Source organism: Herbiconiux solani NBRC 106740 (genome assembly GCF_001571005.1).
GTDB classification, from domain to species: Bacteria; Actinomycetota; Actinomycetes; order Actinomycetales; family Microbacteriaceae; genus Herbiconiux; species Herbiconiux solani.
In genome coordinates this window covers 161,918-182,421 of the sequence record NZ_BCST01000002.1, presented here as the reverse complement: position 1 = coordinate 182,421, position 20,504 = coordinate 161,918, and the positions used below count along the sequence as shown (strand labels likewise).

The 20,504-nt window shown below is 71.8% G+C and carries 19 protein-coding genes; 9 read left to right on the top strand and 10 right to left on the bottom strand.

What is annotated here, in order from left to right; all coding sequences use genetic code 11:
- Nucleotides 1–98 precede the first annotated feature (98 nt).
- Nucleotides 99–1,316 carry a glycoside hydrolase family 3 N-terminal domain-containing protein gene (locus HSO01S_RS04105; RefSeq protein WP_066039306.1) on the bottom strand — a complete coding sequence of 406 codons (1,218 nt, stop codon included), beginning with the start codon at nt 1,314–1,316 and terminating at the stop codon, nt 99–101.
- Between the two features lie 214 nt (nt 1,317–1,530).
- On the opposite strand from HSO01S_RS04105, the gene HSO01S_RS04100 reads away from it, so the two are divergent.
- From HSO01S_RS04100 to HSO01S_RS04090, 3 genes are all read left to right on the top strand, one after another.
- A complete protein-coding gene (locus tag HSO01S_RS04100) occupies nt 1,531–2,136 on the top strand; it encodes an ArsR/SmtB family transcription factor (protein ID WP_066039305.1) in 606 nt (201 codons plus the stop codon).
- Nucleotides 2,133–2,435: a hypothetical protein gene (locus HSO01S_RS04095; protein ID WP_066039304.1), complete on the top strand. Its 303-nt coding sequence runs from the start codon at nt 2,133–2,135 to the stop codon at nt 2,433–2,435. The genes HSO01S_RS04100 and HSO01S_RS04095 overlap by 4 nt, the downstream gene beginning before the upstream one ends.
- Before the next feature lie 79 nt (nt 2,436–2,514).
- Nucleotides 2,515–2,769, top strand: a complete 255-nt coding sequence (locus HSO01S_RS04090) for a hypothetical protein (protein WP_066039303.1) — start codon at nt 2,515–2,517, stop codon at nt 2,767–2,769.
- A 70-nt stretch (nt 2,770–2,839) separates the two neighbouring features.
- Here HSO01S_RS04090 and HSO01S_RS04085 read toward each other — a convergent pair whose 3' ends face one another.
- From HSO01S_RS04085 to HSO01S_RS19425, 7 genes are all read right to left on the bottom strand, one after another.
- On the bottom strand, nt 2,840–4,378 hold the full coding sequence (locus HSO01S_RS04085) for a glycosyltransferase family 2 protein (protein ID WP_066039302.1): 1,539 nt from the start codon (nt 4,376–4,378) through the stop codon (nt 2,840–2,842).
- A gap of 248 nt (nt 4,379–4,626) precedes the next feature.
- Complete coding sequence (locus HSO01S_RS04080; protein WP_066039301.1) at nt 4,627–5,727, bottom strand: glycosyltransferase; 1,101 nt, start codon at nt 5,725–5,727, stop codon at nt 4,627–4,629.
- The gene (locus HSO01S_RS04075) at nt 5,724–6,800 is read right to left on the bottom strand and encodes a WcbI family polysaccharide biosynthesis putative acetyltransferase (RefSeq protein WP_066039300.1); all 1,077 of its coding nucleotides are present in this window, start codon (nt 6,798–6,800) and stop codon (nt 5,724–5,726) included. The genes HSO01S_RS04080 and HSO01S_RS04075 overlap by 4 nt, the downstream gene beginning before the upstream one ends.
- 191 nt (nt 6,801–6,991) lie before the next feature.
- Nucleotides 6,992–7,819 carry a glycosyltransferase family 2 protein gene (locus HSO01S_RS04070; RefSeq protein ID WP_066039299.1) on the bottom strand — a complete coding sequence of 276 codons (828 nt, stop codon included), beginning with the start codon at nt 7,817–7,819 and terminating at the stop codon, nt 6,992–6,994.
- 334 nt (nt 7,820–8,153) lie between these two features.
- Entirely contained in the window at nt 8,154–9,224 is a 1,071-nt protein-coding gene (locus HSO01S_RS19435) for an ATP-grasp fold amidoligase family protein (RefSeq protein ID WP_245635882.1), read from the bottom strand.
- A gap of 48 nt (nt 9,225–9,272) precedes the next feature.
- Nucleotides 9,273–9,728 carry a winged helix-turn-helix domain-containing protein gene (locus tag HSO01S_RS19430; RefSeq protein ID WP_306306969.1) on the bottom strand — a complete coding sequence of 152 codons (456 nt, stop codon included), beginning with the start codon at nt 9,726–9,728 and terminating at the stop codon, nt 9,273–9,275.
- Nucleotides 9,725–10,189 (bottom strand): hypothetical protein, encoded by a 465-nt coding sequence (locus HSO01S_RS19425; protein WP_066039298.1) that lies wholly within the window; start codon nt 10,187–10,189, stop codon nt 9,725–9,727. The genes HSO01S_RS19430 and HSO01S_RS19425 overlap by 4 nt, the downstream gene beginning before the upstream one ends.
- A gap of 154 nt (nt 10,190–10,343) precedes the next feature.
- Here HSO01S_RS19425 and HSO01S_RS04050 point away from each other — a divergent pair, with 154 nt between their 5' ends.
- Nucleotides 10,344–10,952, top strand: a complete 609-nt coding sequence (locus HSO01S_RS04050) for a TetR/AcrR family transcriptional regulator (RefSeq protein ID WP_066039297.1) — start codon at nt 10,344–10,346, stop codon at nt 10,950–10,952.
- A gap of 68 nt (nt 10,953–11,020) precedes the next feature.
- Nucleotides 11,021–12,313 (top strand): GDSL-type esterase/lipase family protein, encoded by a 1,293-nt coding sequence (locus HSO01S_RS04045; RefSeq protein ID WP_066039296.1) that lies wholly within the window; start codon nt 11,021–11,023, stop codon nt 12,311–12,313.
- A gap of 261 nt (nt 12,314–12,574) precedes the next feature.
- On the opposite strand, the gene HSO01S_RS04040 is transcribed toward HSO01S_RS04045, so the two are convergent.
- Together HSO01S_RS04040 and HSO01S_RS19420 are read right to left on the bottom strand one after the other, a co-directional pair.
- Nucleotides 12,575–13,600 (bottom strand): LacI family DNA-binding transcriptional regulator, encoded by a 1,026-nt coding sequence (locus HSO01S_RS04040; protein WP_066039295.1) that lies wholly within the window; start codon nt 13,598–13,600, stop codon nt 12,575–12,577.
- A gap of 45 nt (nt 13,601–13,645) precedes the next feature.
- Nucleotides 13,646–15,337 (bottom strand): sugar ABC transporter ATP-binding protein, encoded by a 1,692-nt coding sequence (locus HSO01S_RS19420; RefSeq protein WP_066039294.1) that lies wholly within the window; start codon nt 15,335–15,337, stop codon nt 13,646–13,648.
- A 302-nt stretch (nt 15,338–15,639) separates the two neighbouring features.
- Here HSO01S_RS19420 and HSO01S_RS04030 point away from each other — a divergent pair, with 302 nt between their 5' ends.
- From HSO01S_RS04030 to HSO01S_RS04015, 4 genes are all read left to right on the top strand, one after another.
- Nucleotides 15,640–16,650: an ABC transporter substrate-binding protein gene (locus tag HSO01S_RS04030; RefSeq protein WP_066039293.1), complete on the top strand. Its 1,011-nt coding sequence runs from the start codon at nt 15,640–15,642 to the stop codon at nt 16,648–16,650.
- A 130-nt stretch (nt 16,651–16,780) separates the two neighbouring features.
- Nucleotides 16,781–18,307 (top strand): sugar ABC transporter ATP-binding protein, encoded by a 1,527-nt coding sequence (locus tag HSO01S_RS04025; RefSeq protein ID WP_066039292.1) that lies wholly within the window; start codon nt 16,781–16,783, stop codon nt 18,305–18,307.
- On the top strand, nt 18,304–19,422 hold the full coding sequence (locus HSO01S_RS04020) for an ABC transporter permease (RefSeq protein ID WP_066039291.1): 1,119 nt from the start codon (nt 18,304–18,306) through the stop codon (nt 19,420–19,422). The genes HSO01S_RS04025 and HSO01S_RS04020 overlap by 4 nt, the downstream gene beginning before the upstream one ends.
- Complete coding sequence (locus HSO01S_RS04015; protein ID WP_084361284.1) at nt 19,419–20,498, top strand: ABC transporter permease subunit; 1,080 nt, start codon at nt 19,419–19,421, stop codon at nt 20,496–20,498. The genes HSO01S_RS04020 and HSO01S_RS04015 overlap by 4 nt, the downstream gene beginning before the upstream one ends.
- The last annotated feature ends 6 nt before the right edge of the window (nt 20,499–20,504 follow it).

Here is a 20,504-nt window from a genome sequence, read left to right as displayed (position 1 = left end):
CCCGTTACAAACCGCCCCTAGAACGCATCCATGGGGCGGTTTGTGACGGTTCGCTGCCGCGGGGCGGGGTGGGGTGGGGTGGGGTGGGGTGGGTGGGGCTAGGCGAGGGAGGTTTTGGCAGCCAGGACGCGGGTGGCCGCCGCATCGACTTTGGACGCGAAGGCGGGGTCGGATTGGGCGCGGGCGAGGACGGCCTGGTACATCTCGGGGAAGACCGAGGGATCGGCGGAGACCAGCACCAGGTCGACGCCGGCGTCGATCGCCATGGTCGCCCGGTCGGCCGGCGACCAGGCCGAGACCTGGGTCGCCGCCGACAGGTCGTCGGTGGTGATGACGCCCTGGAAGCCGACCTTGTCGCGCAGCACCCCGGTGACGACCGCCTGGGAGAACGCGGCCGGCAGGGAGGGGTCGATCTGGTCGTAGATCGCGGTGGACATCATGACGAGGGCCGGTCCGCCCGCGAGCAGGCCGCGGTAGGTGTCGACGTCGGGGCCGTCGGCGGTGACGAAGTCGTCGGTGACGCCGGCCGAGAAGTCGGTGTTGCCGCCGACGTGGCCGAGGCCCGGGAAGTGCTTGAAGGTCGGCATGACCTTCGAGTCGCGCATGCCCTGGGCGAAGGCTCCGGCCTTCGCGACCACGGTCGACTCGTCGTAGCCGTACTCGCGGTCGAGCTCGCCGATCGGGGGGTTGCTCTGGGCCGTGTCGGCGTTCGTCACGATGTCGGCGACGGGGGCGAGGTTGAGGTTCACCCCGGCCTGGGCGAGCTCGGCCGACCAGCTCGCGGCATCCGTTCGCAGCGTGTCGGTGTCGAGGGAGCCCTGGTCGAGGCCCGAGGGGATGGTGTCGAAACCGGGACCGCTCAGCACCTGGACGTCTCCGCCCTCCTGGTCGGTCGAGACCCAGAGCGGGGCGGGCTGGCCGGTGGCCGCGGCGGTGAAGGTGGAGATCAGCTGGGCCGTCGCATCCACCCCGGCCGTCGAGCGGCCCTGGAGGAAGATGCTGCCGACGTGGTCGTCGGTCACGGCCGAGAGGGTGGTGGGGTTCGCGCCGTCGACCGAGGTGCCGACCATGAAGAGCTGGCCGACCTTCTGCTCGAGGGTGAGGCCGGCCAGGGGATCGGGCGTAGGCGTCGGAGTGGGGGTCGGCGTGGGGGTGGGGGTCGGCGTGGGCGTCGCCGTCGGGGTCGGGGAGGGTGTGCTCGTCGGGCTGGGCGCGGGGGTCGCGGCCGTGCATCCGGCGACGGTGAGGAGGGCGGCGGAGAGGAGCGCCGCGCACAGCAGACGTGCGGCGGGTCGGCGCGGGAACAGCGTGGTCATGCGCCGAAACTATCGGGTTCTGCGGGCGGCTGTCTGGATGCTCGATGGGAGTCGGTTATGAGCCCCGAGTGAGTGGGCTGTGACGCCGGACGAGTCTGCTACGCCGGCACCCGGCCAGTAAAGGCGTACGCGATGCCGGTCACCCCTCACGATGCAAAGGAGCGGTTGCAAAGGAGGGCTTGCAAAGAACATGTTGCAAAGTTATCTTTGTAACATGACCGAGGAGTTGCCGCACCGCATCATCGACCTGACCAGCCTCAAGGGGCTGGCGCATCCGCTGCGCGTGCGCATCCTCGACACGCTGTCGGTCTACGGCGCGTTCACCGCGAGCGGGCTCGGGGAGCGGCTCGGCGAGTCGAGCGGGTCGATGAGCTATCACCTGCGCCAGCTCGAGAAGCACGGCTTCGTGCGCGAGGACACGTCGCGCGGTTCGACCCGCGAGCGCTGGTGGGAGCGGGTGCCGCAGGGCATCGACGTCGCCGACAGCTACCCGCCTCAGAGCGCGGAGCGGGCGGCGAGCGACCTGGTGCTGCGGGAATGGCAGGTGACGCGCGATGCGCTGTTCGCCGACTATCTCGCGCACGGGCGCGACCGGCTCGACCCGCGCTGGCTGGAGGCGTCGGCGGTCGACACGTCGAACATCCGCCTCACCTCGGAGCAGCTGGCGGCGCTCGTCGCCGAGCTGCAGGCCGTGACAGACCGGTACGTCCAGAGCTACCGCGGACAACGGCAGCCGGGCTCGCGGCCGGTGCAGATCCAACTCAACGCCTTCCCCGTCATGGACGCGGAGGAGATCCCAGGAAGGGAGCAGGAATCATGAACGCAGCATCGACGATCGACCGCCGGGAGGTCTCGGCCCTGGAGCGGGCGGCGCATGCCGTGGGCACGAGGCTCGTGACGTGGAGTGAGCGGCGGACTGCGTCTGTTGCTGCGCCGGTCTCTGCTTCGGATGCTGTGGCCGCGTCGGTCGCTGCGGCTGCGTCGGTCTCTGCTTCGTCGGCCGCGACGGCGGCGGGCTCGGGCGACCGTGAGGTGCACGAGCTGCGGCGGGCGGCGGCGCGGCAGCTGCAGGTGATCGAGGCCGAACGCGACCTGGGGATCCACCGGTTGTTGCGCTGATTCGGGGTGCCGGGCAGGCGCATCCGGCGACGGGGGCGTAAGCATGAGGGAACCACAGCCAACGACGTCAGGAGACATCATGACCGACCAGCCCCCGGCAGACCGCGACGCGAGCGTCGACAGCTCTTCGTCCGCTGAGGCTTCTGCGCCCGAGTCGGGCGACCAGGCCGGATCGCAGGACCAGACCGAGCGCCAGCCCGGAACCGACGGGCCGAACCTCGGAAGCGACGGCACCATCCCGAACTCCGACACCGGGATCGCCGTCGGCCACGACCCGGACGGCTCGCACTTCAACCCCGAGGAAGACCCGGACCCGGCGCCTGAGGCCGACTGAGCCCTGGCCCTCGGCCCCTGGTGCCCGGCTCCCAGTTCCCTGATGCCCTGGCTCGCTCGTCAGCGGTGGGTCAGTCGGCCCATCCGGAGAGGTGGGCCTCGAGGTCGGGCTCGGGCGGGAGCGTCAGGAGCGGGGCGGGGGCCGTCTCGGCCGTGAAGCCGTGAGCATCCGGCCGCCACGCGCGGCGGCGCTCGGCGCGCATCGCGGCCACGAGTATCTCGGTCGTCCCTGCGCCGCCTGCCAGTGTCGACGGGGGCTCGGCGGGGTCAGGGGTGAGGCGCACCCAGCCGAGGGTGCCGTTGCCGACCGCGTCGACCGCATCCTGGAGCTGGCTGGCGAACTCGGAGCGCGCACGGCGGGGCACGGTGAGGGGGCGCGGGATGCGGATGACGACGCGGGCCGCGTCGAGGAGGGCGGTCGAGTCGGTGCGGCCGGAGATCCGCGGGTCGCCCGCGAGTGCAGCGGCGTGGGCGTCGTCGACGACGACCCTCGCGAGGGGCAGCGCCGCGAGCAGCACGTCGGCGCACACCGCGACCGCCGCCGTCGAGGTGCGGTCGGCGGCGGGGGCGGCGGTGAGGTCGGCGACGATGTCGGGAGCGGCGGTGCCGAGGCCGCGGAGGCGGGTGCCGGGGACTCCGATGCGGTCGAGCAGCGCGAGGGCCTCGGCGTTCTTGCGGCGGACGAGGTCGGCGCGGTCGAGGGCGCGGCCGGCGAGATCGGGGCCGTTGTGCCAGGCGATCGCGTCGGGGATGTGGGCGAAGGCGGCGCCGGAGGTCCAGGCGCGGTGGGCCCACTCCCAGTCTTCGCCGCCGTACCGGTCGAATCGCTCGTCGAAGCCGCCCGTCTGGGCGAAGAACCAGCGCGAGCAGCACAGCGCGGCGCCGATCATGAAGCGGTAGGAGCGCTGGTCGGCATCGAGCAGATTGCGCGAGCCGGCGTAGGCGTCGCGCAACCAGGCCGGCTCGGGCAGCCCGTGACGCGGCCCGAGCACCTCGACCGGCGGCTCGGTGGCGGGGTCGGTGTGCACGGTGTCGGATTCGAGATCTGGATGCGCGGTGGCGGTGAGTTCGGGATGCGCGGCGTCGGCGGCCGCGTCGGGATGCGCGGTGGCCGGGCTGGGACCGGAAGGCTCGGTCGTGGTGGTGGCATCCTGGCCACCGGCGATGTCGCCAGCAGCGGGATCGGCCTGCACGGCATGGAAGGCCGCGTGCAGGCGGCGGCCCACCGTGACCGCCTCGGGGAGGAGCGCGGGGAGGCGGGTCAGGCGCTCGACGTATTCGGGCTCGGGGGCGGTGTCGGCGTCGAGGAAGCAGAGCACCTCGCCCGAGGCGCGCGCCGCGCCCGCATTGCGTGCCGCGGCGGCGCGGAAGCCGCGGTCTGGAAGGAGGACGAGCTGGATCCCCTCCGGCACGACACCGGGCCGGGCGGCCGCTTCGGCATCCACCTGCCCGTCGATGCGGGGCGGTGTCGGGGAGCCGTCGTCGACCACGATCACCTCCAGCCGCGGGTACGTTTGCCGCGCGAGGGCGCGGAGGGTACGGGCGAGGTCGCCGGGCTGGTCGTAGTGCACGACGACCACCGAGACGAGCGGCGGTTCAGCGGCGACCATGCCGTCGAGCTGATCCCAGGCGTTGCCGGGGACGCCGGTGCCGTAGGGCGGCGGGGCGAAGGGGCCGCGCGTGGGTGGGAGGGGTGGCGCATCCGCTGGGTCGGGATGCGGTGGGGGTTGTGACGGGAGGGTGCCGGGCGACGTCGGGGTGGCGACGGCTTGGGCGGGTCGCGCGGCGTGAGCGGTATCGGCCCCGGGAGCGCGGACGTTCGCGGTCGCGGGATTCGATCCGGGGTCGGGCGGCGGGGTCACCAGGGCACCGCGTCCCAGAAGGAGCGGTAGCGCGCGGCGGTTTCGGCGAGGGTGGGGCCGAGCGAGGCGCGGCCTTCGAGCCAGGTCGAACCCGGGTCATCCAGGGCTCGGCCGATCGCCCCCGGCAGGTCGCGCGCCGACACGAGCGTGAGGGCGCCGCGGTGCAGCTCGGCCATCTCCTCCATGTAGGGGCTCCGCAGCACGAGCGGGCGGCGGCCGGCGCCGAGCCAGGTGGCGAGCGAGCCGGAGGCCGAGACGTGCTGGTGCGCGATCACCGGGACGTCGGCGAGCCGGCACCGCGCGAGCAGCTCGGCGTCGGGCAGAAATCCCGAGACCTCGAGCGCCACAGCCGAGTGGCGGGCGATGCGGCGGATCGACTCGAGGTCGCGCTCGTGCCCGTCCGACGCGCGTCCGAGCGCCTCGACCACCACCCGCGGCCACCGGTCGAGCGCGGCGACGGCGCGGATCGTGCGGTCGTGGCCCTTGCCCGGGTACACGTAGCCGAGCACGCTCACGCGGGGTGAGCGGGTGGGGTGGGGACGGGGGCGGGTGGATGCGGTGGTGGGCGAGGGCGCTGGGGCCGGCGGGGGCGTCGTGGCGGGCAGGGGCTCCGCATCCACGGGCAGCGGGATGACCGCCGGCGCGATCGACGGGTCGGTGTAGCGCGCGAGCAGGTCAGCCTCGTGGCGGCTGTTGCAGACGACACCGGATGCGGCCGCGACCACGCGCCGGTAGCAGCGGGCGCGGCGGGCGAGGCCGCGCATCCCGTCGGAGGGCTGCGGCAGGTCGTGCAGGGTCACCGTCACGGGGCCGCGGCGGGCGATCTCCTCGATCGCGTCGGCGGCCGACTCGGGGTCCGAGCCCCACAGCCGATCGGTGAAGTGCAGGTGGATGCGGCCCGGGCCGGCGCTGTGATCGGCGAGTTCGGCCGAGGTGAGGGCGTCGGCGAGGCGCTGGGCGTAGAGGGTGACGCCGTGACGCGGGTCGCGCGTGATGTGGAGGTGCGGCGGGGCCGCCGCCGGGAGTGAGGAAGACGGCGTGCGGTGGGACGGGGTCGGAGGGTGCGGTGGGGTCGCGGGGCGGAGGAGGTCGGTCATGCGGCGGCGAGCTCCCGGAGGGTCGAGGCGTGGCGGACGAGTCCGGCCTGCACGGCGTCGGGGTGCTCGGCGTACCAGGCGAGGTGAGCGGCGCGCACCGCGTCCGTCGACAGGGATTGGCCGTCGACGATCCACTCGGCGCGCGGGGCCTCGTCGAGCCCGAACGCCTCGATCACCGCGGCCTCGCGTGGGGCGTGCACCGAGCCGAGGATCTCGCGCCCGGGGTCGCGCACGTCGGCCGCGATGCCCAGGGTGTCGAGCACGCGGCGCGCGAGCTCGGCCCAGATGGGGTTGCCCGGGTGGTTGATCGTGCGCATCAGCGCGAAGCCCGGCGAGGCGAAGAGGTCGGAGACCACCACCGCGCCGTGCCGCTGCTCGCGCTCGCGGAGTTCGGCGAGCGAGGCCTCGGCCACGGCTCGGATGGCGCGGGTGGTCAGCGGGGGCAGGGCGATTCCGGCGGCCTTGGCCAGGATCGCAGCGTCGTGGTAGGCCACGAGCGGCGGCACGAGCGAGGTGTCCGACGGCGGCCGGATGATCAGGTGCCGCGGGTAGAGGCCGGCGAAACGGATGACGGGCACGATCGCCGAGCCGGTTCCCGGCCGGGTCTCGGCGAGGAGCTCGCGGGTGCCGATCGGGAGGCCTCGGTAGCCGTCGCGGATGGGCTGCAGCACCACATGGTCGGCCCGCGCCAGCCAGGCGCGGAGGGGTGCGAGGTCGGCGGCCGTCAGCTCGTGCACCGGTGGGATGCGCACGGTCGTGAGGGGGCGGGAAGCGTCGGCGGTGGTGCCGGCGGTGCCGGTCTCGCTGGTGCTGGTGGTGCTGGTGCCGGTCGCGTCGGTCGCGCCGCTCGGCGTGGTGCCCTCGTTCGCGCCGGCCGTCTGAGCCGTGGTCTCGGGCAGGAAGATGCGGAGCGACTCGGCCTGGCAGTTGCCCACCGTCAGGATGACGATCGCGTCCGGGTCGGCGGTCTGCTCCGGCGGCAGGTGGAAGGCGCGGAGGTGGGGCGGGACGGATGCGGGGGAGTCGGAGACGCGGAGGGCGGAGTCGCGGGTGGCGGCGGAGGCGGAGGGCACGTACCTACTCTGTCTGGTCCCGGCCTCGTCCGCTCGCCCGCGCCGTGCATCCGAAGCCCGGGGTCAGGCTCTGGCAGCCCGAATCAGACGGTTCCGCAGGCAGCCGGACTGGAGAGGGTCGGCCATGGCGGCCTCGTCTGCTCGCCGGCACCGTGCATCCTCACCCGGTAGTCAGTGCTGGGCGCCGCGGGTCAGGCGGCGGTGGTGGGGAGGCGCGAGGGGCCGGCCGCCGCGAGGGAGCGCGCTCGTCGGGCGCGGTGGGCCCGCACGAGACGGCGCCAGCGCAGCCAGGGCAGCTCGTGCGGCCAGTGCCGCGCCACGGTGTGGAATCCGCGGCGGAAGCGACGGACGAGCGCGCGGCCGTCGGTGAACGGGCGGGCCGAGATCGGCATCTCCATGGCGGGGTCGAAGCGGAGGATCCACGGGGCTCCCAGGTGGAACGACAGGTCGAGGTCGTCGTGCAGCTCGGTGTCGGTGCGGTGCACGTCGTCGCGCACCTGCAGCCACGCATCCCGTCGCAGCGCGAAGTTCGAGCCGAACAGCGGCACGTGGCCGAGTGCCGGGGTGAGCGAGCCGAAGTAGGCGAAGAGGTACAGGCGTGCACCGACGCGGCGGAGGGCACGGGGGCCGTCGTGGAATCGGGCGGGCCCGGTGACGGCCGTGACCTCCGGATGCGCGGTGAGGGTGGCGGCGAGCTCGGCGATCCAGGTGGGGGTGGGGACGCAGTCGGCGTCCAACCGGGCGATCACGTCACGGGTCGCGGCGTCGTAGCCGCCGGCGCTCGCCGCGGGGATGCCGGGGCGGAGTTCGCGCACGACGCGGGCTCCGGAGCGGCGGGCGACCCCGGCGGAATCGTCACGCGAACCGTTGTCGACCACCACGATCTCGTCGGGTGCGAGGGTCTGCCGGGCGAGGGCGTCGAGGCAGCGCTGGAGGTTCTCGGCGTCGTCGAGCACGGGGATGACGACGGAGACGGTGAGGCGTCGGGCGCGCTCGGTGTGCTCGGCGTGTTCGCGCACGGGATGTGGGACACGGCGCGAGGCGCCGCGAGTCGGGGCTGCGGGGGAGGTGGTCTCGGGGCGGGGCATGTGTCTCCGGCGCGGTCGGGGTGGATGCGGGTGGCTGCGCTGGTTCCAGCCTGCCTCGGTGGGCCCCGTGCGCAGCCCCCTTGCGCATCCGGCCCGAACGCGCTCAGCGATGCGGATGGGCGTCACGGGGGCCACCGAGATCACGCCGGCTCGCGGGCCGTAAACGGCTGAATTTCTCGGACCGCGGACGCCATGGACGGTCATGGACGGCCGCAGATCGCGGGCCACCACGGCCACTGACGGCCAAGGATGGCCGCGGGCGGCGCTAGCGGTAGCGCCGCGGCACCGTCCAGTGGCGGCCGAACTCGAGGTCGAAGCTCTCGGGGTCGAAGGGGCTGTCGCCACCGGCGGGGTAGCTCGTCAGCTCGCCGAAGACGACCCGGTCGGGCAGGTGGTAGAGGTCGACGCGCACGAAGTCGGTGTCCTGGCCGAGGCGCTCGGCGATCGAGATCATCTCGTCGAAGCGGGCCGGGCGGGGCGGCTCGGGGTCGGCCCAGGCGGGGCCGCCGCTCATCGGGAGGTGGTTCCACTCGGCGTCGAAGAAGTCCTGCGTGCGCCCGCCGAAGCGGCCCGCGTCGACCTGGATGAAGCGGCAGCGGCCGTGGAAGACGAACAGCTTGTAGTCGTCGGGGATGCCGTCACCGGGTGGTGCAGTGGGGGTGCCGCCCTGCGGGACGGGGGTGTCGTCGGTCGCGGCCGGGATGGCGGGGCCGCCGTGCGCGACGGGGGTGTCGTCCGGCGCGGGGGCGGCGGTCTGCAATGTCGATGCAACGGATGCGGTCGGCTGCAACGCGGGCGCGGCGCCGAGCTTCTCCTCGACGATGACCCGCGGCGGCACCAGCCCGTAGGCCCACTCGCGATTCGGGCCCTGGCCGTAGAGCTTGCTCGACCAGAACCGGGCCGTGGCGGCGAGTTCGTCGCGGGTGACCGCATCCGGACGCACGTGCGAATACCCCCACCACGTTCCGGCCGGGGGCAGCACCGCATCGGCCGGGGCCGCCGGCGACACCACGACACAGGCCCCGCTGCCGTGGGTGGGCTTGACGACGTAGCTCGCCGGGAGTTCGAGGTCGAGCAGCCCGCTCGGATCGTCGAGCACCGCGTAGGCCTCGGGGAGCACGTGCGCTCCGACCCGCTCGGCCACGTGGTCGCGCACGGCGGCCTTGTCGGCGAAGGTGACGATCAGCGGGCGGTGGTCGCGCAGCATCTTGTACCGCACCTTCTCGCGGAAGGTCGTCGGCCTCCTCGTGCGCCACAACCGCACCAGGCGCACCAGCCGGCTGCGCTCGCGAGGTTTGGCTCGGGGGTCACGGGCGGGGTGGATGCGCGGACTCACCGCACCAGTCTGCCCCGAACGGCGGGTCAGGCGGATGCGGTGGGCCGGTCAGCGCGAGGCGGAGGGCGTGGATGCGGCGGTGTGGATGTGGGCTGTCGCACCCGCACCAGCACCCGCATCCAGATCGCCGTCCCGCGCATCCTCACCCTCGACGATCGCCGTGAGGGCCGCGAGGTGGCGGCGGAGGGCGCCCCGGCCCTCCGCTGTGACGGAGAGCCAGGTGCGCGGACGCTTTCCGAGGTAGCCCTTGCGCACCGTCACGTACGAGGCCTGCTCGAGCGCCGCGAGCTGCTTGCTGAGGGCGGAGTCGGAGATCTCGATGCTGTCGCGGAGGATCCGGAACTCGATCTCGTCGGCCCGGCTGAGCGCGGCGACGATGCTGAGGCGGATGGGGGCGGTGAGCAGGTCGTCGATGCGGTGACGCGGGTGCGTGGCGGGGGTGGGGGCATTCACGTCTGGCGAGGTGGCCGGCACGGTCGCGGTCCCGGGTGCGTGCGACGTCACGACCGGCTCCGACGGGTGCCGAGGATCGCGACGGGCAGCGCGACGGCGATCGCGAGCGGCACCCAGAGCACGAGCGACCGCTCGCCGACCAGGAACGACAGCGCCAGGGCCACGAAGAACACGCCGCTCGAGATGGCGACGCCCTTCGAGTAGCGCTCGACCCATCCGCGGGTCACGACGCGGCGACCCAGGTTGTACGCCCCGACGACGAGCAGGATGCCCGCGGCGTAGCCCGCCGAGATCAGCGCCGCCTCGGGCGCGGTCGCCACCGGGAGCAGGTACACGCCGGCGAGGAGGAAGGCGCCCATCAGGGCTCCGAGGAAGATGCTGAGCGCCGGGGCGAGCCAGGCGCGGGCCGAGATGGCGTCGCCCTGGGCCGCCCCCGACTCGGCGGCCGCGATCAGGGCGCGGGCGTCGCTGGGGGTGAGGTGCTGGGGCTGGAACTGCTCGGTGGGGGGCATGGGAACCGCCTCTCGTGTGGAAGTGATTCCATCCTCGCATTAACTTTCTACTCTGGAAAGTTAATTCTCAGCCGGCACGCCTCAAGCCACCGATTGGATCGACCCGGCATCCTATGACCCGTCGGTACTTGCCTACGAAGTGTAGGCTGGTCGCATGGCTGCACCCAAGAACGAACGACGCGGGCTCGACCGGGCCGCGGTCATCCGCGCCGCCGGCGACCTCGCCGACCGCGACGGGTTCGACGCGCTCTCGGTCTCGGCCGTGGCCCGCGACCTCGGAGTGCAGCCGGCGAGCCTCTACTCGCACGTGCGCGACCGGGCCGCCGTGCTCGACGGCGTGCAGGAGGCCGCGCTCGGCGAGCTGGCCGACCTCATCGCCGCCGAGACCGCCGGCCGCGCGGACCGCGACGCGCTCGCCGGGATGATCGGGGCGTACCGGAGCTTCGCACGCGAGCATCCGGGTCGCTGGGCCGCGCTACAGAGGCCGGCGGCGCCGTCGACGAGCGGATCCGAGGCGGGCGCCCGCCTGGTCTCGTTCACCTGGGCGGTGCTGCGCGGCTACCGGCTGCCCGAGGCCGAGCTCGTGCACGCGACGCGGTTCGTGGGGGCGACGATCAACGGCTTCCTCGCGCTCGAGCGCGCGGGATCGTTCTCGCACCGTGACCCGGCCACCGAGACGTCGTGGGCGCGGGCGGTCGACGTGCTCGATCGGGCGCTCGGCGACTGGCCGACGGAGGCCGCTCCGGCGGATGCCGAGCGTTAGGCGCACGGCACCTCTCACTTCTTGACAGTCCCATCCACCCGGAATCACGCGAAAGTCCTGACGACCCCATGACGAACTCGACCTTCACCACCCCCTTCACCCCCGCCCTCGTGCGCGGCGCCGCCGAACTCGAGCCGACCGCGCGCGGAGTGCGCCCGCACCGGCTGCCGGCCGCGGTGCGCGAGCGCTACCCCGACCCGCAGCTGCTGCTCGTCGAAGCCCAGCCCTCGGGCGTGCGGCTGGCGTTCCGCACGGCCGCCACGCGCATCCACCTCGTCACCCACCCCTCCCGGGTCGGCTACGTCGGCGTCGACCGCCCCCGCGGACGCCTCGACGTCTACGTCGACGACGAACTCCGGATGCGCGACGCACTCACCGCGGGCGACCTCATCGAGGTCGACCTGCAGACGGGCACCTCGGCCTTCGTGCCCGGCGACGACCATGTCACCGTGCTCGAGGGCCTCCCATCCGGAGTCAAGGACGTCGAGATCTGGCTGCCGCACAACGAGGCGATCGAGCTCATGTCCCTTCAGGCCGACGCCGAGCTGCACCCGGCCGGCGAGCTGCGGGCGATGGGCGAGGTGCGGGCGGGCGCGACCGAAACCGCGACCGCGACCGCGACCGAAACCGCAACCGAGGCCGCGACCGCGCCGGCGCACGATCCCGAGACCGCGCATCCGGTCCGCCCCCTCTGGCTGCACCACGGCAGCTCGATCAGCCACGGCTCGAACGCCATCGCCCCGAGCGAGATCTGGCCCGCGATCGCCGCGCGCCGCGGGGGTGTCGAGCTGCGCAACCTCGGTCTCGGCGGCAGCGCCTTGGTCGATCCGTTCCTCGCGCAGGTCATGCGCGATGCGCCGGCCGACCTGATCAGCGTCAAGCTCGGCATCAACGTCGTGAACCTCGACGGCATGCGGGTGCGGACCTTCGTGTCCGCCGTGCACGGGTTCCTCGACACGATCCGGGAGGGGCATCCGGACACGCCGCTCGTGCTGATCTCGCCGATCTTCTGTGGCATCCACGAGCGCACGCCGGGGCCAGGCGCGATCGACCCGGCGAGCATCGGCACCGACCAGGTGCGCTTCATCGCCACCGGAACCCCGGGCGACGAGGCGCAGGGGAGGCTGACGCTCGAGGTCATCCGCCGTGAGCTCGCGTCGCTTGCCGAGCGCCGCGCCGACGACGCGAACCTGCACTACCTCGACGGCCTCCAGCTGTTCGGCGAGACGGATGCGGTGGCCCACCCGCTCGCCGACGCCCTGCACCCCGGCCCCGAGGCCCACGCCCTCATCGGCACCCGCTTCGCCGACTACGCCTTCGCTCCCGCCGGCCCCTTCGGCCCGGTGGCGGTGGTGGCGTAGTACGGAGCCAGCGTCCTCCGTCGGCGTACTGATCCGTCGTTCGCCCCCGGGAGGCCGAGACTCCGTCGTTGCCCGGGGCGGGTCAGGCGCGCTGCTGCTCGAGGATCCAGCTGATGTCGAGGGGCTGCGTGGGCGGAAGGTCGAGGTCGGCCGGGTCGATGCGGTACTGGTCGTCAGGCATGTCGTCTCCTTGTCGGTGCTCTTGATGAGGAGTGTCCGATGGGGGCGAAACGGTTCCATCCGCTACGGCTGTCGACCCCGCTACGGCTGTCGACCCGCCGATCGTGGTGGCGCCGTCGAGGAGCGCTCGACGAACTCCGGCACCGACTGAGGCCTCGGCGTCGCGGCAGCGCCGTCGATCCGCTCCAGGAGCGTGTCGAGCATGTCGTGGCCGATCCGCCGGAAGTCCTGCCGCACGGTCGTCAGCGGCGGCGAGAGGTGGGCGGCCTCCGGGATGTCGTCGAAGCCGATCACGCTGACGTCCTCCGGCACCGAACGCCCCCGCACGGTGAGCGCGTGCATGAGCCCCACGGCCATCTGGTCGTTGGCGACGAACACGGCCGTCGCCGCATCCGGATCGAACGCCATGCCGAACGCGAACCCGGCCGCCGGCGACCAGTCGCCCACCCCCGAGACCGCGGCGACGAGTCCGTGCGCGGCGAGCTCGTCGCGCCAGCCCCGCTCGCGCTCCTGCGCGTCGACCGACTCGGGCGGCCCGGCGAGGTGGGCGATCGACCGGTGGCCGAGCCCGATCAGGTGCGCGACGGCACTGCGCGCCCCCCGGTACTGGTCGGCGCCGACGGTGTCGAGCCCGGCACGGCGGGTGGCCTGCAGCACGACCAGCGGGATGGTCAGGTTCATCGCGGCCACCACCTCGGCCGCGACCTCGAAGCCCGCGATCACCGCGATGCCCTCGACGTTCTGGCGCAGGAAGGCCTCGACGGCCGAGCGGATGGCGCCCGGATCCGAGTCGACCATGTCGGCGGTGAAGACCGACCACCGCGCATCCCGAGCGGCCGAGTTGAAATAGAGCACGGTCGACGACGGCCCGAACTCGGGGCCGCCGGTGGCGATCAGCCCGATCGTGCGGGAGCGCCGGGTGACCAGGGCGCGCGCGGCCGGCGACGGCACGTACCGGAGCTTCTTGATCGCATCCTCGACCCGCGCCCGGGTCGCCGCTCGCACGTTGGGGAGGTCGTTGACGACCCGGGAGACCGTCTGATGCGACACCCCTGCGAGGCGGGCCACGTCGAAGATCGTTGCCTGCCGAGGGGACTCTTCAACCACGCATCCTCCTCGCCCTCAGAGAAGGATAGTCGTACCGCGCGGCGCTCAGCTCGGCACCTCGTCGGCCGGTGCGGCGGCGATCACGGCGAGCACGCGGTCGACCGTCAGGTCGTAGTTGACGAGGTCGCCGACCTTGCGGCGCTCGCGCAGCACGGCGATGCGGTCGCTGATCCGGATGACCTCCTCGAGCTCGGCCGAGATGAACAGCACCGCGAGCCCGTTCTCGGCGAGGTCGCTGACGAGCTTCTGGATCTCGGCCTTGGCGCCGATGTCGATGCCGCGGGTGGGCTCGTCGAGGATGAGCAGGCGCGGCGCGATCGCGAGCCAGCGCGCGAGCAGCACCTTCTGCTGGTTGCCCCCGGAGAGCGTGCTCATCCGCGCCTCCGGGTCGGCCGGCTTGATGCCGAGGGCCTGCATGTAGCTCACGGCGAGCTCGGTCTGACGGCGGATCGGGATGCGCCGGAACCAGCCGAGATCGGCCTGCAGGGCGAGCACGATGTTCTCGCGGATGGTCAGATCGCCGAGGATGCCCTCGGTGCGCCGGTTCTCGGAGGCGTAGACGATCCGCCGCTTGAGCCCGCCGCTCGGGCCGCGGAAGCGCTGCCGCTCCCCGTCGACCAGGAGCTCGCCCTCATCGGGCCGGTCGGCGCCCGCGAGCAGGCGCGCGAGCTCGGTGCGGCCCGAGCCGAGCAGGCCGGCGACCCCGACGATCTCGCCCTCGTGGATGCACAGGTCGAGGGGTTCGATGCCCCCGCGCCGGCCGAGACCGATGGCTTCGACGAGCGGATGCGCGGCGCCGTGCGCGCCGAGACCGCTCGCAGCGGCGTCGACCGCGTCGAGCCCGCCAGGGCCGTCGAGGCCGCCAGTGCCGTCAAGCCCGCCAGTGCCGTCGAGCCCGCCAGCGCCCTCGTGCCGGCCAGTGCCGTCGAGCCCGTCACGGCCATCGAGCCCGTCACCGCCCCCGCTCCCATCGCCGTGCCGGATGCTCGCCAGGGCTGAGAGCTCCTTGCCCACCATCTTCTGGATCAGGTCGATCTTGAGCAGCTCGTCGGTGAGATACTCGCCGACCAGCCGCCCGTCCCGCAGCACGGTGAGCCGGTCGGAGATCTCGTAGACCTGCTCGAGGAAGTGGGAGACGAACAGGATGGCGACGCCGGACTCCTTGAGGCCCCGGATCACGCGGAACAGCTCGGTCACCTCGTCGTTGTCGAGGCTCGAGGTCGGCTCGTCGAGCACCAGCACCTTCGCCTGCACGCTCGTGGCGCGGGCGATCGCGATGAGCTGCTGCACCGCGGGGGAGTGGTCGGCGAGCAGCGATCGGGGGTCGACGTCGAGGCGCAGGCCCGCGAGCACCTCGCTCGTGCGGGCGCGCGCCGCCTTCCAGTCGATGCCGCCGAAACGGTGCCGCGGCTCCCGGCCGAGCAGCACGTTCTCGGCGACCGTGAGGTTGGGCAGCAGGTTCACCTCCTGGTACACCGTGCTGATTCCGGCGGCCTGGGCCTCCGCCGTGCTGGCGAACGAGACGGGGCTGCCGTCGAGCTCGATCGAGCCGGAGTCGATCTGCTGCACGCCGGTGAGCGCCTTGATGAGCGTGGACTTGCCGGCGCCGTTCTCGCCCATCAGCGAGTGCACCTCGCCGGGGAACAACCGGAAGTCGACCCCGTCGAGCGCCTGGACTCCGGGGAACCGCACCGAGACGTCGGTGAGCTGCACCACGGGCGCGGTCGCCCTGATCATCGACTCACCATCGAGCTCTCCCAGGTTGTTAGGGTTCACATCCTAGTGTCCACGCGACTTCGCCCTGGGAAAGTTACGGTTCGGAAACAGTGTTGACACGGCGAATCGGCCGGGGATACTCTCTCCAGCAACGCTCTTGTGAGCGCTCACAACTAGGCGGCACGCCGAGTCAATGAAGACCAGTCGACGTGTCGGCCGGCCCTCGCTGACATATGTGAGCGATCACATTGCGGAGCATCCAGAGAACCACACATTCACCCGCCGCACCGATTTCGACCGGCGGGATCTCGAGGAGGAGATCAATGTTCACGACAGCACAGGTCCGGAGGATCGCCGCAGTAGCGGTCGCCGGCGCCATGGCCATCAGCCTCGCCGCCTGCTCAGGCGGATCCGGTTCCGGTTCGACCGACTCGGCCGGCAGCGGAAGCGGCGACGGCGAACTGACCACGGTCGGCTTCGTCGCGGTCGGCCCCGAGGGCGGCTGGCGCACGGCGAACGAGCAGAACATCCAGGACTCGTTCTCGAAAGAGAACGGCTTCGACCTGAAGTACGCCCCCGCCACCAACGGCGACCAGAACTCGCAGATCACCGCGTTCACCTCGTTCATCGACGAGGGGGTCGACGCGATCATCCTGTCGGCCACCGAGGCAACCGGTTGGGACAGCGTGCTGAAGCGCGCCCAGGAGGCCGAGATCCCCGTCGTGCTGCTCGACCGTGGCATCGAGCCGAACGACCCGTCGCTCTACACCAGCCACATCGCGCCCGACAACGTGGGCATCAGCGCCTCGGCCGCGGAGTGGGCGAACGCCCAGTTCCCGTCCGGAGCCAAGTACGTCGTGCTCGAGGGCCCTCCCGGCCTCTCGGTCGTGAACGACCGCAACAAGGGCTGGGACTCGACGATCGACGCCAACTTCACCAAGCTGGAGAGCCAGTCGGCGAACTGGTCGACCGAGGACGCGAAGAGCGTGTTCGAGACGATCCTCAAGGCGAACAACAACGACGTGCAGCTGGTCTTCGCGCAGAACGACGAGATGGGCCTGGGCGCCGCCCTGGCCGTCGAGGAGGCGGGCCTGAAGCCCGGCACCGACGTCAAGATCATCACGATCGACGGCACCAAGGCGGCCCTCGAGGCCCTCGCGGCGGGACGCCTGAGCTTCGTTGCCGAGTACAACCCGCTGTTCGGTGACACCGCGATCGGTGTCGTGAAGGATGCTCTCGACGGCAAGACGGTCGAGAGCGACATCGTGGTGCCGAGCGTGACCTTCGACTCGCCCGCCGCGGCGACCGAGGCCCTGCCGACCCGCAAGTACTGAGACCGGTCCGCCGGACGACACCCTCTGCCGGCCCGCGCCCCACCACCGCGCGGGCCGGCCGAGGGCCTCCGGCACCACCCCACCACCCATCGACGACGCCGGGCAGCCGGCAGAACGACCAGGCACACCAATGGCACTCACCGACGCGATCGTCGAGATGGAGGACATCTCGATCGAGTTCCCCGGGGTCAAAGCGCTCCAGCACGTCGACTTCCGTCTGTTCCCCGGAGAGATCCACACCCTGATGGGCGAGAACGGGGCCGGCAAGTCGACGCTGATCAAGGCCCTGACCGGCGTCTACAAGATCGACGGCGGCTCCATCGCCGTCGCGGGGGAGCCCCGGATGTTCACGGGCACCGCCGACGCCCAGAGCGCCGGGATCTCGACCGTGTACCAGGAGGTCAACCTCTGCGACAACCTCACGGTCGGTGAGAACGTCATGCTCGGCCACGAGATCCGCGGCGCGTTCGGCATCAACTGGCGGAAGACGAACGAGGCCGCCCGCGAAGCCCTCGTCGGCCTCGGCCTCGGGCACCTCGACCCGAAGCAGCCGCTCTCCAGCATCTCGCTCGCCCTGCAGCAGCTGGTCGCCATCAGCCGGGCCATGGTCGCCAAGTCGAAGGTCCTCATCCTCGACGAGCCCACCTCGAGCCTCGACGCCAACGAGGTCGAGGGGCTGTTCGGCGTCATGCGCCGGCTCCGCGACCAGGGCGTCGCCATCCTCTTCGTCTCCCACTTCCTCGACCAGGTGTACGCGATCAGCGACCGGATGACGGTGCTCCGGAACGGCGAGTTCGTCGGCGAATACCTCACCGCCGACCTCGACCGCACCCAGCTGATCTCGAAGATGATCGGTAAGGACTTCGGCACCCTCGCCGCCCTCGGCTCCAACCGTGGACGCGTCGCCGCCCCCGACGCCACCCCCTTCTACAGCGCGACCGACCTCGGCCGGAAGGGGTCGATCGACCCGGTCGACATCGAGGTGCACGCGGGCGAGGTCGTCGGTCTCGCCGGCCTCCTCGGTTCCGGGCGCACCGAGCTCGGCCGCCTGATCTACGGCGCCGACCGGCCCGACACCGGCGAGGTGCGGATCGGCGGCGTCTCCGCCGAGGTGCACAGCCCGATCGCCGGCCTGTCCAAGAAGATCGCGTTCTCGACCGAGAATCGGCGCGACGAGGGCATCATCGGCGACCTCACGGTGCGCGAGAACCTCATCCTCGCGGTGCAGGCCGAGCGCGGCTGGGCCCGCCCGCTGTCGCGCCGTGAGCAGAAGGAGCTCTGCGACAAGTACCTCGTCGAGCTCAACGTGCGCCCGGCCGATCCCGAGCGCCCGATCAAGAACCTCTCCGGCGGCAACCAGCAGAAAGTTCTGCTCGGCCGCTGGCTGGCCACGAACCCCGAGCTGATCGTGCTCGACGAACCCACCCGCGGCATCGACATCGGGGCCAAGGCCGAGATCCAGGAGGCCATCGCGGCCCTCGCCGAGAGCGGCATGTCGGTCGTGTTCATCTCGTCGGAGCTCGAGGAGGTGGTCCGGCTCAGCGAGCGAATCGTCGTGCTGAAGGACCACCGCAAGATCGGCGAGCTCGTCAACGGCCCCGACGTCACCGCCGAGACCATCGTCGACCTCATCGCAACGGAAGGAAGTGCCGCATGAGCACGGCATCCACGACGCCCGCCCGCTCCCGCGACCGGTCGCTGCTCGGCACGATCATCCATCAGCCCTACATCTGGGCGGTGGTGGCCCTCGTGCTGCTGCTCGTGATCAACCTGGTGAAGGATCCCGGCTACCTCGGTGTCGCCGTCAACCCGACGACGGGCAACCTCTCCGGCAATCTGATCGACCTGCTGCGGGCGAGCGCCCCGGTGATGATGATCGCGGTCGGGATGACGCTGGTGATCGCCACCCGCGGCATCGACCTCTCGGTCGGCTCGGTCATGGCCGTGTCGGGCGCCGTCTCGATGGAGTTCATGAGCAACGCGGGCGACGGCAGCGTCGGCACGGCGCTCGCCGCCGCCGGCCTCGCCCTCGCGATCAGTGCCGGCCTCGGCGCGATCAACGGCGTGCTGGTCTCGATCGTCGGCCTGCAGCCCTTCATCACGACCCTGATCACGATGCTCGCCGGGCGCGGGCTCGCGAAGGTGATCACGGCGGGGCAGAACACGTCGGCCACCAACGAGCCCTTCCGCTGGATCGCCAACGGCACGGTGCTCGGCTTCCCCGTCGTCTTCGTGATCGCCGGCGTGATCGTCGCGATCGTCGCCGTCTTCATCCGCCGCAGCGCGCTCGGCCTCATGATCGAGTCGATCGGCATCAACCCGAAAGCCGCGCGGATGGCGGGCATCCGGCCCATCGGCATCCTGATCTCGGTCTACGTCGTGAGCGGCATCCTCGCCGGTGTCGCCGGGATCTTCAGCGTCGCCAGCGTGATGACCGTCGAGGTCTCCAAGACCGGCCTCGCCGCCGAGATGGATGCGATCCTCGCGGTCGTGATCGGCGGCACCTCGCTGGCGGGCGGCAAGTTCTCGCTCACCGGCAGCGTCATCGGCGCGCTGCTGATCGCGACCCTCGACAAGACGATCGTGTTCCTCTCCATCCCGTCGGAGGCGACCCCCGCCTTCAAGGCGGCCGTGATCGTCGTCATCTGCCTGCTGCAGTCCCAGCGCGTGCGCGCCCTGTTCGCCCGACGGCGGGCGAAGGCCGCGCCGACCGACCCCGGCGCCGGATCACCCCGGCCGACCGCCCCGCGAAAGGAATCGGTGCCGGCATGAGCGCGCTGATCGAACGACCGACGTCCGGCCCCTCCGACCCGTCCGATCCGTCCGGCCCGGCCGGTGGACCGCACCGGACCCTGCTGTCGCGCCTGTCGCGGCTGAAGCCCAACCTCGAGACGCTGCCCACGCTCGCGGCCGTGGTGATCTTCATCGCGATGATCGTCTACGGCGAGGTGGCCTACGGGCGGATCGTGCAGTTCAACACGATCTCGAACCTGTTCATCAACAACGCGTACCTGATCATCCTGGCCGTGGGGCTCACCTTCGTCATCCTGACCGGCGGGGTCGACCTCTCGGTCGGTGCGGTGATCGCGATCAGCAGCCTGGTCGGCGTGATGCTGGCGAACGCGGGCTGGAACCCGATCGTGGTGGTCGTGCTGATGATCCTGATCGGATCGGCCTTCGGCGTCGCCTCGGGCGTGCTCGTGCAGTACTTCAACGTGCAACCCTTCATCGCTACCTTGGCCATGATGTTCCTGGCCAGGGGGCTCGCCTCGATGCTCAGCACCACCCCCGAGCGGCTCGGCGACGACTCGCCGCTGCGGAGCCTGTCGACCGAGATCACCGTCATCAACGGAACCAAGATCAACGACCTCGTGGTGACGCCGAACGTGCTGATCGCGGTGCTCGTCGTCGCGGTCGCCGCGTTCGTGCTGCACCGCACCCGCCTCGGCCGCACGGTCTACGCGATCGGCGGATCCGAGTCGTCGGCACTGCTGATGGGCCTGCCGGTGGTGCGCACGAAGCTCACCGTCTACGTCATCAGCGGCACCCTCGCGGGACTTGCGGCGGTCGTCTACACCTCGAAGCTCGGCATCGCGCAGAACATCACAGGTGTCGGGTGGGAGCTGGATGCGATCGCTGCGGTCATCATCGGCGGCACCCTGCTCACGGGTGGTGCCGGGTTCGTGCTCGGCTCGGTGGTCGGCGTGCTGGTGCTCGGACTCATGAACGTGCTGATCACCCGCGACGGGAGCATCCCGCCGGAGGCCACCACGATCATCACCGGGGGCATCCTGCTCGTCTTCGTGCTGCTGCAACGCCTAGTCGTCTCGCGCAAGCGCAAGACCTGATCCGGG

Bases quoted from the DNA above. Each gene is read 5' to 3' on its own strand.
- HSO01S_RS04105 (WP_066039306.1), bottom strand. From the start codon at position 1,316: ATGACCACGCTGTTCCCGCGCCGACCCGCCGCACGTCTGCTGTGCGCG.
- HSO01S_RS04100 (WP_066039305.1), top strand. From the start codon at position 1,531: ATGACCGAGGAGTTGCCGCACCGCATCATCGACCTGACCAGCCTCAAG.
- HSO01S_RS04095 (WP_066039304.1), top strand. From the start codon at position 2,133: ATGAACGCAGCATCGACGATCGACCGCCGGGAGGTCTCGGCCCTGGAG.
- HSO01S_RS04090 (WP_066039303.1), top strand. From the start codon at position 2,515: ATGACCGACCAGCCCCCGGCAGACCGCGACGCGAGCGTCGACAGCTCT.
- HSO01S_RS04085 (WP_066039302.1), bottom strand. From the start codon at position 4,378: ATGGTCGCCGCTGAACCGCCGCTCGTCTCGGTGGTCGTCGTGCACTAC.
- HSO01S_RS04080 (WP_066039301.1), bottom strand. From the start codon at position 5,727: ATGACCGACCTCCTCCGCCCCGCGACCCCACCGCACCCTCCGACCCCG.
- HSO01S_RS19425 (WP_066039298.1), bottom strand. From the start codon at position 10,189: ATGCCCCCCACCGAGCAGTTCCAGCCCCAGCACCTCACCCCCAGCGAC.
- HSO01S_RS04050 (WP_066039297.1), top strand. From the start codon at position 10,344: ATGGCTGCACCCAAGAACGAACGACGCGGGCTCGACCGGGCCGCGGTC.
- HSO01S_RS04045 (WP_066039296.1), top strand. From the start codon at position 11,021: ATGACGAACTCGACCTTCACCACCCCCTTCACCCCCGCCCTCGTGCGC.
- HSO01S_RS19420 (WP_066039294.1), bottom strand. From the start codon at position 15,337: ATGATCAGGGCGACCGCGCCCGTGGTGCAGCTCACCGACGTCTCGGTG.
- HSO01S_RS04030 (WP_066039293.1), top strand. From the start codon at position 15,640: ATGTTCACGACAGCACAGGTCCGGAGGATCGCCGCAGTAGCGGTCGCC.
- HSO01S_RS04025 (WP_066039292.1), top strand. From the start codon at position 16,781: ATGGCACTCACCGACGCGATCGTCGAGATGGAGGACATCTCGATCGAG.
- HSO01S_RS04020 (WP_066039291.1), top strand. From the start codon at position 18,304: ATGAGCACGGCATCCACGACGCCCGCCCGCTCCCGCGACCGGTCGCTG.
- HSO01S_RS04015 (WP_084361284.1), top strand. From the start codon at position 19,419: ATGAGCGCGCTGATCGAACGACCGACGTCCGGCCCCTCCGACCCGTCC.